Origin of the sequence: Microcoleus sp. Pol14D4, from assembly GCF_036701245.1 — a bacterium.
GTDB lineage: Bacteria > Cyanobacteriota > Cyanobacteriia > Cyanobacteriales > Microcoleaceae > Microcoleus.
This window is the reverse complement of record NZ_JAUBQM010000070.1, coordinates 20,040-36,415: the sequence shown is the minus strand read 5'-3', so window position 1 is coordinate 36,415 and position 16,376 is coordinate 20,040. Positions and strand designations below refer to the sequence as shown.

10 protein-coding genes are annotated in these 16,376 nt (G+C 45.3%); 5 read left to right on the top strand and 5 right to left on the bottom strand.

The annotated features are described in order from the left end of the window. Positions 1-115: 115 nt before the first annotated feature. On the bottom strand, positions 116-1,873 hold the full coding sequence (gene argS / locus QUA33_RS21380; RefSeq protein WP_333150970.1) for an arginine--tRNA ligase: 1,758 nt from the start codon (positions 1,871-1,873) through the stop codon (positions 116-118). A gap of 349 nt (positions 1,874-2,222) precedes the next feature. Between argS and QUA33_RS21375 the strand changes: the two genes are divergently transcribed. From QUA33_RS21375 to QUA33_RS21365, 3 genes are all read left to right on the top strand, one after another. Then, positions 2,223-2,618: a hypothetical protein gene (locus QUA33_RS21375; RefSeq protein WP_333097804.1), complete on the top strand. Its 396-nt coding sequence runs from the start codon at positions 2,223-2,225 to the stop codon at positions 2,616-2,618. 712 nt (positions 2,619-3,330) lie between these two features. Then, positions 3,331-4,722 carry a malic enzyme-like NAD(P)-binding protein gene (locus tag QUA33_RS21370; protein ID WP_333150968.1) on the top strand — a complete coding sequence of 464 codons (1,392 nt, stop codon included), beginning with the start codon at positions 3,331-3,333 and terminating at the stop codon, positions 4,720-4,722. 120 nt (positions 4,723-4,842) lie between these two features. Continuing rightward, a complete protein-coding gene (locus QUA33_RS21365; RefSeq protein ID WP_333150966.1) occupies positions 4,843-8,685 on the top strand; it encodes a PAS domain S-box protein in 3,843 nt (1,280 codons plus the stop codon). A 23-nt stretch (positions 8,686-8,708) separates the two neighbouring features. Here QUA33_RS21365 and QUA33_RS21360 read toward each other — a convergent pair whose 3' ends face one another. The 3 genes from QUA33_RS21360 to QUA33_RS21350 form a co-directional block, all read right to left on the bottom strand. Next, positions 8,709-9,203, bottom strand: coding sequence for a GNAT family N-acetyltransferase (locus QUA33_RS21360; RefSeq protein ID WP_333097799.1), 495 nt, complete (start codon positions 9,201-9,203; stop codon positions 8,709-8,711). Positions 9,204-9,294: 91 nt separating this feature from the next. After that, a complete protein-coding gene (locus QUA33_RS21355; protein WP_333150964.1) occupies positions 9,295-9,891 on the bottom strand; it encodes a tRNA isopentenyl-2-thiomethyl-A-37 hydroxylase MiaE in 597 nt (198 codons plus the stop codon). Positions 9,892-9,908: 17 nt separating this feature from the next. Then, positions 9,909-12,089: a tetratricopeptide repeat protein gene (locus QUA33_RS21350; RefSeq protein WP_333150962.1), complete on the bottom strand. Its 2,181-nt coding sequence runs from the start codon at positions 12,087-12,089 to the stop codon at positions 9,909-9,911. 99 nt (positions 12,090-12,188) lie between these two features. Here QUA33_RS21350 and QUA33_RS21345 point away from each other — a divergent pair, with 99 nt between their 5' ends. Continuing rightward, positions 12,189-12,857, top strand: coding sequence for a glycosyl hydrolase 108 family protein (locus QUA33_RS21345; RefSeq protein WP_333150960.1), 669 nt, complete (start codon positions 12,189-12,191; stop codon positions 12,855-12,857). An 80-nt stretch (positions 12,858-12,937) separates the two neighbouring features. Here QUA33_RS21345 and QUA33_RS21340 read toward each other — a convergent pair whose 3' ends face one another. Further along, a complete protein-coding gene (locus tag QUA33_RS21340; protein WP_333150958.1) occupies positions 12,938-14,635 on the bottom strand; it encodes a S8 family serine peptidase in 1,698 nt (565 codons plus the stop codon). Between the two features lie 602 nt (positions 14,636-15,237). On the opposite strand from QUA33_RS21340, the gene QUA33_RS21335 reads away from it, so the two are divergent. Continuing rightward, positions 15,238-16,368, top strand: a complete 1,131-nt coding sequence (locus QUA33_RS21335) for a serine/threonine-protein kinase (RefSeq protein WP_333150956.1) — start codon at positions 15,238-15,240, stop codon at positions 16,366-16,368. Positions 16,369-16,376 lie beyond the last annotated feature (8 nt).

The following is a 16,376-nucleotide window of genomic DNA, read 5'->3' as shown; positions in this document are numbered from 1 at the left end:
GGATTTTAAAGTCCCAAAAGCCTTTCGATCCTAATTATTTGACTGCTACCCCTTGACAGGTCAAGACAGTATCTACATCGCCTGGAATCTTGCCTGTTTCACAAGAGTTAAAAACTTACATCCTTTCTAACACCTTAATCCCCAACAACTCCAAACCCAGCTTCAAAGTCCTCGCCGTCAAATCGCACAAAATCAACCGCGAAGTCCGCAACGGTTCCTCAGCTTTCAAAACCGGACATTGCTCAAAAAATTGATTGAACTTTTGGCTCAATTCAAACAAATACTGACAAATTCGATTCGGCAACAAATCGCCGCCTACAGCATTTACAACTTCATTCAACTGCAATAAATGCTTTGCCAATACCAACTCGGCATCTGATTGCAAAATCACTTTCGCACCAGCATCTAAATTATCGAAATTAATCTCACCTTTGCGGCGAATTCCCTGCACGCGCACGTAAGCATACAGCATATATGGAGCGGTATTTCCTTGCAATGCGAGCATTTTGTCGTAACTGAAAATATAGTTGCTGGCGCGATTTTGACTTAAATCGGCATACTTAACGGCACTCAAACCAACTGTTCGAGATACGTTAGCAATGAATTCCTCAGTTTCTTGTCTTTCTTCGGCTTTTAATCTCTCTTCTAAATCTTGGCGCGTGCGGACGATCGCCTCATCTAACAAATCCTGCAACCGCACTGTTTCCCCAGAACGAGTTTTGAGTTTTTTGCCGTCTTCGCCCAATACCAAACCGAAGGGAATGTGCACAATTTCGACATCTTCGGGAATCCAATGGGCTTTTCTGGCTACTGCAAATACTTGGGCAAAGTGGTTTGCTTGTCCAGAATCGGTGACATAAATTAAGCGCTTTGCATTGTCTTTTTGGATGCGGTAGCGCACTGCTGCTAAATCTGTTGTCGCGTAGTTGTAGCCGCCGTCGGTTTTTTGGACGATTAGCGGCAGTGGTTCGCCTTCTTTGTTGGTAAAACCGTCTACAAAAACGCATTTCGCGCCGTCACTTTCTACTAGCAAACCTAGATTGGTTAAATCTTCGACGACTGCGGGCAATAGAGGATTGTAAAACGATTCGCCGCGTTCGGTTAATTTGATATCGAGCAAGTCGTATATTACTTGGAATTCGCGGCGGGATTGATCGCACAGCAATTTCCAAGCGCGGCGGGTGTCTTCGGCGCCTGCTTGCAGTTTTACTACTTCTTGGCGGGCGGTTTCTTTGAAGGTTTCGTCTGTGTCAAAGCGCTGTTTTGCTTGGCGGTAAAATGCGACTAAATCGCCTAAATCTAGGGCGTCAGCGGTTGTGAGGGCTTCGGGGTGAACTTCGCGCAAGTATGCGATCAGCATTCCGAATTGGGTGCCCCAGTCGCCGATGTGGTTGATTCTGAGTACGTCGTGGCCTTGAAATTCGAGGATGCGGGCGATCGCATCTCCGATGATTGTCGATCGCAAGTGCCCGACGTGCATTTCTTTGGCGATATTCGGACTGGAAAAGTCGATCGCGATTGTCTGAGGCGTTTTCGCCGGTTCAATCCCCAAACGCGAGTCTGCCGCGATCTCACTAATTTGCGCTTCCAAATAAGCGGGTTTGAGCTTCAAATTGATAAAACCTGGCCCGGCGATTTCTGGGGTTTCGCAGATGTCAGTAATATCTAGGTTTTCGATAATTGTCGAGGCGATCGCCCGCGGGGGCTTTCCTAACTTTTTCCCCAAACTCATCGCCGCGTTGCACTGAAAATCGCCAAAGTTGGGATTGCTGGCGGCAGCTAGCATCGGATCTGCACCTGCATAACTTTCGCCGAATGCAGCGGTGAATGCTTTTTCAAATTTTGCTTTTAACTGTTGGGCGATCGAGTTCATGTTTAATATTTTGATTGGATGTTTATTTTTAACTCTAGATTAATGACTTTTTGCCAATAATACTCTTACTACTTAGGTAATTTCCCTCTGGTTCTCTTCCTCTCCTCCTCTCCTCCTCTCCTCACCTACTAGGAAATTTTGTACTTCGCTTTGAGCTGCTGATGCGATCAAAAGCACTGACGGTAATAGCACAGAGTACATTTTATCACAGTTGCGATCGCTACACAAATTAAAAATTATCACATCTAGTCAATGATCTCGATCGCTAGATCATTTTGTTAAATCGCTTACATTAAGGTATGTTAAAATTTTTTCAATGCTCCCAAAAATCCTACGAAAGGAAGTAGTTATGTTATCTCAACCTATTTTTGGCGATCGCTCTCTGACCCAAGCCTTTTATCAAGCAGTAATCGATCGCTTCTACGACGGTTTCAGTCTCTCCACCCAAGCACTATTACGTGAGTGTACCCTTGGCTTCGCCCCTTGTCCCGATGGAGTCAAAACCTTTTTCATCATCGCGCCGAGTCTGGATGCAGCAGAGCAACTAATGGAAAAAATGGACAGCATTTTGGAGCGAGTTGCCGAACTCATGGCTGGAGTCGGACAAGTTGCTCTGTGCATAGTTCCCCCCGGCAGCGAAGCAGAGCAACCAGTAGATATGCAAGATTTAGAAAAAGTTCCCCCAGATTGTCTGGCTTGCAAATTCTTTACAATTATATGGGCCGATGCTGCTGCCGATCGGTAAAATTGACACTTAGCAACCAGCAACTCAACACGGTTCGGCTGAACCTGTGCCCGTGGTGGGGCGGGGTAGATTGTCTGTTAGTTACAGTCCCTGGAATTATCGGGCACAGCGTGCAGGTAATTTAGAGCGTTTGCAAGGTTGCACTCGCAATCTTTGGCAAGTGTTAAACCAGACAAAATATATATCAAAGACCCGCTTGTCAGTCGCTCAGATTTTTACCTGCCGGCTAAAACAGCCGTGCATCTACTTTTTACATTCGCAATAAAGGCCACCAAAAAACCGCATCAACTATCCTGGGTGTCTCGCTTCAAAAGACAGCAGCAGGAATTAGGCGGTATCGCTGGAAAATAGATTTTTGCGAAATATCTGCTGATGTTCAGGATAAGCAGAAATATTCTCAAAAATAGATAAGACTTCCGCACTCTAACCTCAGAAACCCGGTTTTTACCCCCGCGCTTCATATTCGCGGTTCGCTGGGAAATTGACAGAAAATAGGCTGTTTGTGGGAGAGTCACCAGCTAGAAACAGAGCACAGATTTACTCAAAAAAAGATTGGTTTTCCAGCGACACCCCTGGCAGTGCAGAGCGATCGTACCACAAGCTCATAGAATTTGTTAAAAATTTCAGTTGAAAATTTGAATTATTAAATTTTATGCCTAACATTGGGGATAAAATCTAAGATTGAAATTCTCAAATCTGAAATCAAGGCATCATGGTAAAACTGACACCAAATCCCAGCTTTAGTTTAACAATTCGGGTTGCTCTGCCGAACCAGCCGGGAATGCTGGCAAGAGTCACCAGCGCGATCGCATCTGTCGGCGGCAACTTCGGTCAAATCGACTTGATCGAGCAAACCCGCGCCACTACCGTTCGCGATATCACCGTCGATGCCTCCAGTCTCGAGCACAATGAAGAAATAGTGCAAGCAGTGAAAGGACTGCCAGATATCAGAGTGATCGACGTGTACGATCGCACTTTCAACTTGCACCGCGGCGGAAAAATCAGCGTAGTTAGCAAAATTTCCCTCAAACGCCAGTCAGATTTGGCAATGGCATACACCCCTGGAGTCGGCCGCATCTGCACGGCGATCGCCAATGACCCGCAACAAGTTTATAACCTCACAATCAAACAAAATACTGTTGCCATTGTTACCGACGGTAGCGCAGTTTTGGGACTGGGAAACCTCGGCGCTGCCGCCGCACTGCCAGTCATGGAAGGCAAAGCCATGCTATTTAAAGAATTTGCAGGTATTGACGCCTTTCCTATCTGTTTGAATACCCAAGATACCGAGGAAATTATTCGCACAGTGCAGAATATCGCCCCGGTTTTTGGTGGCGTTAATCTCGAAGATATTTCTTCTCCCCGCTGCTTTGAAATCGAAGCAAGATTGCGGGAAACCTTAGATATTCCAATTTTTCACGACGACCAGCACGGCACTGCAATTGTCAGTTTGGCAGCATTAATTAATGCCTTGAAAATCGTCAAAAAAACCATCGCAGAAGTGTGTATCGTGATTAACGGAGCCGGTGCGGCCGGAGTTGCGATCGCCCGGTTGCTGCGTAAAGCAGGTGCCCAAAACATCATCATGTGCGACTCCAAAGGCATCCTCTCCGAAGACCGCACTGATATGAACCCAGAAAAACTAGAATTTGCCGTGCCTTCAAGCGGTACTTTGGAAGATGCGATCGCCGGTGCCGATGTATTTTTAGGCGTCAGCGCCCCCGGCGTAGTCACCCGTTCCATGGTGCGTTCGATGGCCGAGAATCCCATTGTTTTTGCCATGGCAAATCCCATTCCCGAAATCCAGCCAGAATTAATTATGGAAGATGCGGCGATTATCGCAACCGGACGCAGCGATTACCCAAATCAAATTAACAATGTTTTGGCATTTCCGGGGATATTTCGAGGTGCTTTGGACTGCAAAGCAACCACGATTACGCCCACTATGTATTTGGAAGCAGCTTATGCGATCGCCTCTTTAGTCAGTCCTTCCCAGCTTGACAAAGAGCACATTATACCGTCTGTTTTTGATGAAAGAGTTGCCATTGCTGTCGCCGGTGCAGTGCAGTTAGCCGCCAGATCCGAAGGTCTTGCCCGCGATTAATAGAAGGAAGAAGGAAGACCTCCTTCTTCCTTCTTCTCTGTTGCTTAATGAAGGATAAAAGTCACAGCAATAAACAACGTAAAAAGATATAATTAAATAAATCAAGTCCAGCTAGGTCAGATGCAAAGCCAGTTAGGAAAAGCCAAGCGCGATCGCTCCCACCGCAAATTGTTACAACTCAGCCCGATCGGGCTAGCCTTGTGCCGGACAGACGGGACTTTTCTCGACGTAAATCCAGCTTTTGCAAGTATTATCGGCCGCACAGTTGCAGAAACTCTCCACCTCAACTACTGGGAAATTCAGCAAACACAGTGCGCGCCCCCAGAAAAATATTTAGAATGTCAAGTAAAAAATAGCCATACGCACCTGTGCGAAGCAGCATACAAACATAAAAATAACCATCTCGTACCCGTGCGAGTTTCCGAGCGGGCAATTGAAATAGGGGGAGAGTGCGCGATTTGGCTAAGCGCTGAAGAAAATTTTAGTTCTCAGCAGGAAAATAGCGAACCGCTGGAATCAGCGCCGCCACAGAGCAATTCACATCTAGAAAAATTGCTGACCAAGCAGACTGCGGAACTGGAAAAAACTCAGAAACTACTCGAAGAAAAATTTTCCGAACTGGAACAGGCTCAAGAAAAATTGCGTCTCCAAAGTCAAATTATCGACCAAATTCACGAAGCGGTGATTTCTACGGATATGGACGGCTGGATCACCATGTGGAATCAAGCCTGCCAAAAGTTATACGGCTATGAAAAAACTGAGGCTATCGGACAGCACATTTCTCTAATTTACCCGCCTGAAAAGCACGAATTTTTATTAGAGGAAATCATCAAACCGCTACAAAAAAAAGGCGAGCATGAAATAGAAGTTATAACACGCCGCAAATCAGGAGAAATATTTTCCTCGCACCTGATGCTTTCGCTATTGAAAGACCAAACGGGAGAAGTTGTGGGGATGATTTGCTCTTTAACAGATCTCAGTATTTGCAAAGCTTTAGAACAAGAGTTAGCCCAGAGACAAGCACTATTTGATGCCTTTTTGAAGGAGGCACCTGCAGGACTTTGCATTTTGGACTCCCAACTGCGGTACGTGCAAATCAATCAATTTCTAGCACAAATAAACTGCCTGAGTCCTGAAGAACACATAGGCAAGACTGTACGGGAAATATTGCCGAACCTCGCTCCTATTGTAGAGCCTTTGTACGAACAAATTTTGAGGGCGAAACAACCCTTAATTAATATCGAGATGAGTGGTGACAATCCCAGAAAGCCGGGGTTTGTCCGGCACCTGACAGGCTCTTATTTTCCCTTGCTAGACAAAGATGGCGAGGCTCTCGGCATCGGTGCAGTCATAATTGACATTAGCGATCGCAAACAAGCAGAAGCTGCGCTGCAAAAAAGTGAAGAGCTTTACCGCACTATGGCAAGCAACTTTCCCAACGGTGCGGTGATGTTGTTCGATCCAGAAATGCGCTACACCCTGGTAGAAGGTACAGAATTATCAGCAGTGGGGCTTTCCAAAGAACTCATGGAAGGCAAGACAATCTGGGAAGTATTCGAGCCAGATGTTTGCGCTGATATCGAGCCAACTTATCGGGCGGCACTGGCAGGACAAACAGTTGTTACAGAAATTATTTATAGCGATCGCGTTTACCTCGGTTATGCTTTGCCAGTCAGAAACGAACGGCAAGAAATTATCGGCGGATTGCTAATGACTCAAAACATTACTGCTCGCCAATTAGCAGAAGAAGCGCTCAGGGAAAGCGAGGAAAAATATCGGTGCATTGTCGAGACAGCAGACGAAGGAATTTGGATGATAGATACGGATAGTAAAACTACTTTTGTCAACCAAAAAATGGCCGATATGCTCGGCTGCACTCCAGAGGAAATGATCGGGAAGTCGCTATTTGATTTCATGGATGCAGAAGGCATCGCACTCGCACAAGTCAGTCTCGAACGCCGCCGTGAAGGAATTCGCGAACAGCTCGATTTTAAGTTCCGTAGCCGAGACGGCAGGGACTTGTGGGCGATGGTTTCTACTAATTCTTTGGCTGACAAACAGGGACGCTATGTGGGTGCTTTGGCAATGGTTGCCGACATTACCGATCGCAAGCAAACAGAAGCGGCATTGCAGCAGTCGGAAGCCAAATTTCGATCGCTCTACGAATTAACCAGTTTGCCCGTTTTTATGTTACGTGACAATGCCATCACCGATGCCAACACAGCCACCCTAAAACTATTCGGCTGTACTACCCCGCAACAGTTGTACGGCCAAAATCCCGGCAAACTCTCGCCTCTTTTCCAACCCAACGGCAGAGATTCTTTGAGCTTGGTTAACGAAATGATAGCGATCGCTTTTGAGCGGGGAAAGCACCGTTTTGATTGGGTTCATCAGCGCTTAGACGGTACTGATTTTCCCGCAGAAGTCGTGCTGACAATCATCGAGGTTGGAAATGAAAAAATCATCCAAGCAGTGCTCCAAGATTTAACGGATCGCAAACTTGCAGAAGAAACTTTAGTGCGATCTGAACAAGCGCTCAGACAACAAGCTCAGCGAGAACTACTGCTCAATCAAATTGCTAACCAAATCCGCACTTCTTTAGATTTAGACACCATTGTACAAACCGCCGTTCAAGAAATTCGCAATTTGATGCACCTAGATTGGTGCATTTTCACTTGGTATCGCCCCAACACGAATCCTCCGGTTTGGGACGTAACTTTTGAAGCCAAGAATGTAGATTTGCCCACTATTATCGGCACTTATCTTATAGACGACAAATCTTGTTTCGCTGTGCGCCAGATTTTGCGACGAGAAATTCTGCGAATTGATGATGTTAGCACTTTTGAAGATGTAAAATTGCGCGAACTTTTCCAGGCTTCAAAATTTAACTCAGTGCTGTCCCTGCCAATTCATACTGCTTCCGGCGATATTGGGGTGATTACCTGCTATCAAACCCTGTCCATGCGAAATTGGAGCGACTCGGAAGTCGAACTGATGCAAGCGGTAGTTGCTCAACTGGCGATCGCGATCGACCACGCCGAACTCTACACCCAAACCCGCACAGCGGCCCGATTAGCTCAAGCTCAAACTCAACAGCTAGAACAAACTTTACACGAACTCCAGCGCACCCAAACTCAATTAATTCAAAGTGAAAAAATGTCTAGTTTGGGCCAGTTAGTAGCAGGTGTCGCCCACGAAATTAACAACCCGGTTAATTTTATTTATGGCAATCTCAGCTACACCAGCGAATACACTCAAAACTTGCTAAAAATGCTGAAACTTTACCAGAAGGAATACCCGCAGCCTAGCGCAAGAATTGTAGATGCAAGGGAAGACTTTGAAATTGATTATCTTATTGAAGATTTACCGAAAATTTTAGCATCTATGAAAGTCGGAGCCGATCGCATCCGCGACATAGTTTTGAGCCTGCGGACTTTCTCAAGACTTGACGAAGCCGAAAAGAAACAAGTTGACATTCACGAAGGCATCGAAAGCACGCTGCTGATTTTGCAAAACCGCCTGAAACATAAAGCCGATCATCCGACAATTAATGTGATTAAAGAATACGGTAATTTGCCTTTAGTTGAATGTTATCCCGGTCAGTTAAATCAAGTATTTATGAATTTGTTGAGCAATGCGCTAGACGCATTGGAAATGGAGATGAAGACATCCAATAGAACCGCCAAAAATCTCGCAATTACGATTCGCACCCAACTAACCGACAATAACAGCGTTGCCATATGGATAGCTGACAGCGGCTCCGGGATGAGCGAAGATGTGCAAAAGCGCTTGTTTGACCCGTTTTTCACTACTAAACCCATTGGCAAAGGAACTGGCTTAGGATTGGCGATTTCGCACTCTATTATAGTAGAAAAACACGGCGGCAAGCTTTCTTACCATTCTGTATTAGGAGAAGGTTCGGAATTTGTAATTGAGATTCCTCTGTGGCAGAAAAAAAATTAAACTTAGGGTGTAATTTTTAGTAATTATAGTTTTTTTATACCGACAGATTTTACGTAAACCCGATCGCACCTTGGCGTCTCCACACCTGTTGTCGGTAGATATCCGCTACTTTCGTACATTTTCACAGCTTCTTTGAGAATGCTAGCAGTTTCAATCCAGATTTCATCAAAACCGCGAGCGATAATTTTACTTTCCAATTCTTGCAGTAAAAATTTCCCCAAACCCTGTCCCCTTGCTGCTGGCAAAATATACATTTTGCGAATTTCCACAGCATTCTTACCGCGCTCAATCGGATAATAAGCTGCCGTACCCACTATTTGACCCTGGCGTTCAACTACCCAAAATTCGCCGCCTTGATTGTGATAATGTAGTTCTACATCATAGACATCTCGATCTGCCCCGTGAGGTTCGCATCTTAAACCGTACTCTGCTAAAACATCCCTAATTAAATAGAACGCCTCAGCGCGATCGCGCGTTTCCCAGGAACGAATTAAAAAATCCAAATGTTGGGTTTTCATGGGTGGTTGCAACGTATATTTATTTTTTGAGCTGAGCCAATGTAAAATTAGTTATTTTTGGTATTTTACCGTCTTTAAATGCACCTAAATTTTAACTGTGAATTCTCGGTTCGGGATGAAGACTTGCCAGCAGCTCGCTCTCTACTAATGATAATTCCTCCAACCTCTGCATCACAATATCCCGCTCGAAATAAGTTGTTGCCAAAATCCAATATACCCCGTAATGGCGCGCTTCCGAAGCCATCAAACTGCGGTAAAACTTAGCTAATTCTGCGTCGGGACAGCGATCGCCCAGCAGCCCCAACCGTTCGTGACTGCGCGCTTCTATTAAACCAGAAACCAACAAAGAATCCAAAAGTCTTTCGGGTTCCTGCTTGCGAATTTGGGCGGACAAACCGGCACCGTAGGGAGGTGCAGCCAAAGGGCCCAAAGCGATGTTGCGCTTTTCTAACCGCTGGTTGACTTGCTCGAAATGCTCTAATTCTTCGCGGGCGATCGCCGTTAGCATCCTCACCAATTTTTCCCTTGCTGGGTAGCGAAACATTAAATTTAACGCTACTCCCGCCGCTTTCCGCTCGCAGTGAGAATGGTCTAATAAGATTGTATCCAAATGGGCGATCGCCTGTTCTACCCAAGCTTCCGAAGTCGGCTGTTTTAAAAACTTAATAGTTGGCAGTGTTGAAGTCATCAGTCATTAGTCAGCATTTATCCTATTTTACCTAATTTTTCAAACACCGCATACATATCACCAGCAAACTTTTTCGGATTCCACAGCGGGGACAAATTGGCTGGAAGTTTAGATTTTACCAACTGTGCTTTAATTGCATTTCTCAATTCACGTTCTTTACCCAATTTTACACCAACTTCCACATATTCCGACCAAGACAAAGCCACACCAGTTTCAATTCCCAAAGTCTGCAAAAACGAATAACCCATTCTCGACAAAAATTGCTCTCCTGTGCGAGTCACCACTGGCAAATTAAACCACAAAGCCTCTAAAGTGTGAGTTCCTCCGTTGTAAGGATAACAATCTAACAACACATCTGCCAGCAAATAGATAGTTCTGTGTTCTTCCTCAGTAGCAAACCTTGGCAAAAACTTAATGCGGTGCTTGCTCACTTTTTCTGCTTCGCAAGCTTGGTGATAGGCAGCCTCAAACACCGCAGCATCGCCTAAAGCTTTGTGAATTAAAATACTGTTTGGCACTTGTTTGAGAATCGCAATTTGGGCTTGTACCAACTCGTGATTGAATTTTCTGCCTGGTGCAACGCACAGGTAAACTATCTGATCCAAACCGATCCGATGCGACCTTCTCAATGCAACGGTATCGACTCCATATCTCTGAAAACCGGACACCGCTACAAAGGAATCAGGCATCCTAATTAGCTGCTCGTCATAATATTTTTCGCGCCCGGCTGGGTGCGAATGCCAGTCTGTAAGAAAGTAATTTTCCGGCGATAGGTAAGGGGCGTCAAATCCCAGCCAAGAAACACAAACTGGTGCGGGTTTTTGGTAGAGAATGTCAGCGTGAACTGGTACGCTGAGAGAATCTAAATCAACTAAAACGTCCAATTCATCTTGCTGAATTTTGTCGATAATTTCTGCGGGATTGGCAAGTCCGTTCGGGTAGGTTGTCGGAAAAGTCAGTTTGCCCCAAGTTTCAAATTGCTGAGTGCGATCGTCAGGAACAATTCTTTCGGAAGCGTACAAATACACATGGGGTGTGATGTCGGACAATTCGCGAATGATGTCAGCGCTGCACCAACCTACAGAATGGCGGCTAAAGTGATTGGACAAAAAGCCGATTTTTAACTTGCTGGATGGAACATTTGGTTTGAAACTGTAATTTGCGGGTTGAGAAAAATTAGGTTTAATACATTGCTCGATATACTTTTGGGAAATTAATCTGTAAAGTTTTGAGTTGGCCGCCAAGTCATCTCGCAAATAGGGCGTGCTGAATAACAAATTTGCATAAAGCGATTTAATTTCCACCGGGCTAGCGGTTTCTAAGTTTTGCTGCAAGTACGACTCTAGCTCTAAAAATCGATCGCCCGCAATTTGATTCAATCCCGACACTTGATAGGTACTGATGAAGTAAATCGCGGTCATAATTGGATCGGTTTCGGCACACATTTGGCTGTATTGGTGCACGGCTTGCCGCGCGGCAGCTAAATTGCTAGTATCTCTGAGGATGCCGCACAAATGTTGGTGGGCAGAAATAAAATCGGGTTTAATTTCTAGGGCTTTTTGAAGGTTGGGTATTGCCTCTTTAAATTGACCCTGGTGGCGCAAAACTCGGCCAATTTGACAGTATGCTTCGGCTAAATCGGGTTTAAATGCGATCGCCTGCTGCCATGCAGCCACCGCCTCATCTAACTTCCCTTGCCGCGCTAATTTATCTCCTAAATTTAAGTGAAAATCTACCTGAGCAAGATGGGGATTGAGTTCGAGAGCTTTTTGCTCGTATGCTACCGCTGCATCCTGCTGCCCCTGCTGCTTCAGTGCCCCTGCCAAATTCCAGTAAGCAGCAGCCAAATTTGGTTTAAGTTCGATCGCCTTTTCGTAATTGACAATAGCCTCCACCAAATGCCCTTGTTTGTAGAGCATACTGCCCAAATTAGCATAAGCCTCAGCAAAATCGGGATTCAGAGCGATCGCCTCCGAATAAAACCGCATCGCTTCCTCAATTTGGCCGCTTGCTTGCTGCACATTGCCCATTGTCACGTAAGCCGCCGCCCAATCCGGTTGCAATTCCAGAGCTCGGCGACAAGCAGCGACGGCTGCTGCTAAATTGCCTTGAGAGTAATAGGTTTCTGCAACGACTGTCAGCGATGCAGCATCTTCTAATTCGGGTGTTTCGGATTGGTTGCGAAAATCGGAATTCATTTGGCGGCCTATCTGTGCTATCAAGTTAAAGGTTGAATCTATATTATTTTGAAGAGTAGCAGTTTTAGCGGAATTACGGGCGATCGTCACAGAGAATTTATGAGCGACAAGCAAGCGATACAGCGCCAACATAACATCAAGTGGAAACCAAACCTCCTGCTGGGGATACTCTTGTTAACCTTAGCAATCCCCTTACCCTTTGCCCAAAAGACTTTCGCACAGCAGCAGCAGACAGCCAGCTTTCGGCAGAAATTATTTCAAACTGCTCTTTATTTCACCCTATATTTTGAGGGCGGATTTAGCAATCACCCTGCCGATAAGGGCGGGAGAACTTATCGGGGTGTCTTGCAAACGGAATACAACGCCTACCGCTACAGTCGTGGGCTTCCGCCTCTCGATGTGACGCAGATGTCGGAAGCCGAGCTCCTAGAAATTTATCAATATTACTGGGATTCGAGCCTTTCGGGCACGATGCAGCCGGCTTTGGCGATCGTCATGTTTGACACCGCCGTTAATTTCGGTATTAATAACTCAATTACCTTTCTGCAGCAAGCATTAGGATTGCCACAAACGGGAGTTTTTGACTCGCGCACCAAGGAAGCGCTAAAAGGGGCAAATAACAGAAATACCGCGCTGCAAATGATTAATGAACGAATTATTTACCGCTACAAACGGGTGCAAGAAGATCCGACTCAGATGGCTTTTTTCCGGGGTTGGCTGAGTCGCGATTACAGTTTGTGGGGGTATGTGAATAAGATTAAGAATTAAGCAGGGCTGATTCATTTTCTCACAATTGTAGTAGTCCCACGAAAGGGGTTTATACCCCTGTCTCATTGACCCGATCGATGCTATACAGTCAACCCATTTGGATTAGCTGTTGTCGTCAAAATGTACTCAACTTGACCCGGAGTTAAATTCGGATTGGCATTCAAAACTAAAGCCGCTACACCCGCTACGTGTGGCGTTGCCATAGATGTGCCAGTTAGGATGTCATAGGTGTCATAGGGAGTTGTAGAATAGATGTCTACTCCCGGAGCAACTAGGTAATCCAAAGGTGTGGAACCCGCACGGTTAGAGTCGTAATCCATGCTGCCGTTTATATCAATACTGCCCACGGCAATTCCCCAGCGATCGGCATTACGAGCTGGATAAGCTGGTTGGCTAAAACCAGAATTTCCCGCTGCTATCACCACAACAGAGCCTTTGTTATTTGCATACTCAATTGCGTCATTCTCATCCTGGGAAGGGTAAAACTCATTTCCCAAGCTGAGGTTAATTACATTTGCTCCATTATCAGCAGCATAGCGGATTCCAGCAGCAACATTATTCGTATAGGCGTCACGAAAGCTGTCTATCACTCTGACAGGCATAATCTTGGCATTGTAGGCAACTCCTGTGATGCCAAAATCATTTCGTTCCGCCGCGATCGCACCTGCTATGTGAGTGCCGTGACCGTAGATATCCAGATCTATTGGGTAGTTGTCGTTATACACAAAATCCCAACCCCGAATATCATCAATAAATCCGTTGCGATCGTCATCGATGCCATTGTCCGCAATTTCACCAGGGTTCTGCCAAATATTACTATCCAAGTCGCTATGGTAGTAGTCAACACCACTATCCACGACAGCTACAACAATCCCGTTTCCTGTAATGTTCTGCTCCCAAACATCGGGCGCATTTATAGCGTCTACCCCCCAATTATTTTCGATCAAATTAGGAACATCAGGGAAGAGAGTTGAGCGGTTCAGCGTGCGGGTAACTGCTGCATTTGCATTCACTAAACCGTAGCCGTAATTGCCATTAAAAACACCGTTAGGTGTAGGAAGATCGGGCAATACAGGAACAGGTGTTGCAGAAATAGTCAGGTTGTAATTGGTAGAGTCGCCTGAGTAGCTAAAGACTCGGACATAGTATGTCCCTCGATCCAGATTGGATAAATTAATCCCATCGGGGGCGGTGCCACTCTCTTGAGAGTAGCCAATTAATTCACCATCTTCCACTACACCGTTGCTGTTTCTATCTTGAATTAGATCTACGTCAGCATCCGCCGCCAAACCGTCGAGATGCAGGCTAAAATTGCTATTAGTGTTGATATCGAATCGGTAGAAATCGTCGCGATCGCCTATGCCGACAAAATCAGTTAAGCTGATGCTACCGTTCTGAACGCCAACAACATTACGAGCTGTCAAAAGAGAGTTACCTGGATCGGCGAAATTCAACCCAGAAGCAGATATCGTTCCTGTTAGCGGATCTGTGTTTGCGCTCGCTGACTGTGACTGCGGTTTGAGTTGAGCATCGCTCACAGAGTAAGTGAAGCCAGGGCTGGCATTAGGTACAATAAAATCCGCAGTTTGTGTCTGTTGGTCGGTGCTGAATGTTGGGAGCTTAGGAAAGCTAGATGCAGCACTATAACTAGAAACATTGAATGGATCGATCGCTCGGTTGAGCAAGTCGTTGTTAACCGGAAATGCTGATGTGGCGAGATCCTTTGGCTGTTGAATGAAAAAAGGGCGATCGGTAGGATTCGTGTAGATACCTAACATAAGTTAAAAAAATTGTCATTTTTCCGAAATGTGACGTTGTTTGTAGTAATAGCTTCAGTCCTTAATCTACATTGAAGAAGACTCTGCGCCGTCACTACAAACCTATGAAAAATGATGAAAATTCCAGAACTGATATCCTGCGATTTGGAAGTTGAGCCGGCGTTATATCTTCCACCAAGCCTCAGATAGCGTTGGAATTCCTGGCGTTAGATTGGCGATCGACCAAGTAACGCTTTCTGATGTATTGTCACCCCTTAAGCGGAGCGATTATAACTGTTATATTTTTAACAAGATCATAGATTTACTTCACTTAAAACCTTAATTAGGATAATACTCCAAACTCCTTATAATGTCAATTCATAAAATTCAGAACTTCAAGTCATAAAAGTCATACTTGTAAAATTATATTTCAATAAGTAGACAAGCTATTAAAGTAAAGTTAAATCATGTATAAGCTAAATACAGCAGTTTTCTGTTGCCCGATCGCAACGCAATGGGTACTGGGTAATTGGTGAATGGAAAGCTGTAGCCGCTCCCTGGGAAGTTGCTATTTTATAAAAAAGATGTGCAGAGCGTGTACAAGTAACTTAACACATGAAACTATGACAGTAGAAGAAGCAATATTGTTTTTGGACAATTTGGTATACGAACAAACAGAAAAACACCTAAGTCGGTTGCAACAGTCGATAATTCGAGGCGTTGTAGGGGGTTTGACCTATCAAGAAATTCAGCAAAACGATCAGATCGCCCGCGGGTACACAGTGGGCTACCTGGGACGGTATGTCGGGTACAACTTGTGGAAAGACCTCACCAAGGTACTGAAGCAAGCAGAAATTATTGGACAAGAAGAAAGAGTCGTCGGAGCAAATCTTTGGGACTGCATCATGAGAGCTGTACAAAAAGGCACACAACCAGCTAATTCTGTCGATCCCATGTTGCAAAAGCTGCTGCGGATGCGTTACCGAATTAGAGAACATTTGGTGAATACGGAGTACAGCGATACCTATCTGGCTGAAGATGAAAATTTGCCCGATCGACCTTTGTGCCTCGTCAAGCGGCTGAAAAGCCAGTCTGAGAAAACCTGCCACCTATTCGATCGAGAAACGCGGGTTTTATATCGATTGGGCCAACACGATCGGATACCAGAATTGTTAGCTCGCTTTGAAGAAGATGGATATTTTTATTTAGTCTCTCAATTCATCGAAGGACAACCTTTGTATCAAGAACTAATCGAAGGTCAACCCTGGGAAGAACATCAGGTTATCGCTTTGTTGAAAGATATTTTAGAAGTGCTTGTTTTTGTTCACAAACAAAATGTAATTCACCGCGACGTTCACCCTCAAAACTTAATCAGGCGGACATCAGATGGCAAGATTGTATTAATTGACTTTGGGGCAGTTAAAGAAATCAACACTTCACAAAACAGCATCGGTCAAACAAAATCGCGCGGCGGTACTCAGCAAGACTACATTCCCCCCGAACAAGCCATCGGCTCGCCGAAATTTTGCAGCGACATCTATGCTGTCGGGATCATCGGGATTCAAGCCTTGACAGGGATGCGCCCGAAACAACTCAGAGTTGATAATTTAGGCAATCTCATCTGGCACAAAAATGCAACTGTCACCCCGGAGTTGGCTCGCGTTTTAGACCAGATGGTGTTGTACGCTTTCCCCCAGCGTTACCCGTCAGCAACCGAAGCTTTGGAAGCACTTCAAAAGTTGGGAGTCAGTTGACTCTTGAC

What these genes read in the sequence shown, in the direction of transcription:
- QUA33_RS21370 (WP_333150968.1), top strand. Translation starts at nt 3,331, where the DNA reads ATGGTAAAACTGACACCAAATCCCAGCTTTAGTTTAACAATTCGGGTT.
- QUA33_RS21365 (WP_333150966.1), top strand. Translation starts at nt 4,843, where the DNA reads ATGCAAAGCCAGTTAGGAAAAGCCAAGCGCGATCGCTCCCACCGCAAA.
- QUA33_RS21340 (WP_333150958.1), bottom strand. Translation starts at nt 14,635, where the DNA reads ATGTTAGGTATCTACACGAATCCTACCGATCGCCCTTTTTTCATTCAA.
- QUA33_RS21360 (WP_333097799.1), bottom strand. Translation starts at nt 9,203, where the DNA reads ATGAAAACCCAACATTTGGATTTTTTAATTCGTTCCTGGGAAACGCGC.
- QUA33_RS21375 (WP_333097804.1), top strand. Translation starts at nt 2,223, where the DNA reads ATGTTATCTCAACCTATTTTTGGCGATCGCTCTCTGACCCAAGCCTTT.
- QUA33_RS21335 (WP_333150956.1), top strand. Translation starts at nt 15,238, where the DNA reads ATGACAGTAGAAGAAGCAATATTGTTTTTGGACAATTTGGTATACGAA.
- QUA33_RS21355 (WP_333150964.1), bottom strand. Translation starts at nt 9,891, where the DNA reads ATGACTTCAACACTGCCAACTATTAAGTTTTTAAAACAGCCGACTTCG.
- QUA33_RS21350 (WP_333150962.1), bottom strand. Translation starts at nt 12,089, where the DNA reads ATGAATTCCGATTTTCGCAACCAATCCGAAACACCCGAATTAGAAGAT.
- argS (WP_333150970.1), bottom strand. Translation starts at nt 1,873, where the DNA reads ATGAACTCGATCGCCCAACAGTTAAAAGCAAAATTTGAAAAAGCATTC.
- QUA33_RS21345 (WP_333150960.1), top strand. Translation starts at nt 12,189, where the DNA reads ATGAGCGACAAGCAAGCGATACAGCGCCAACATAACATCAAGTGGAAA.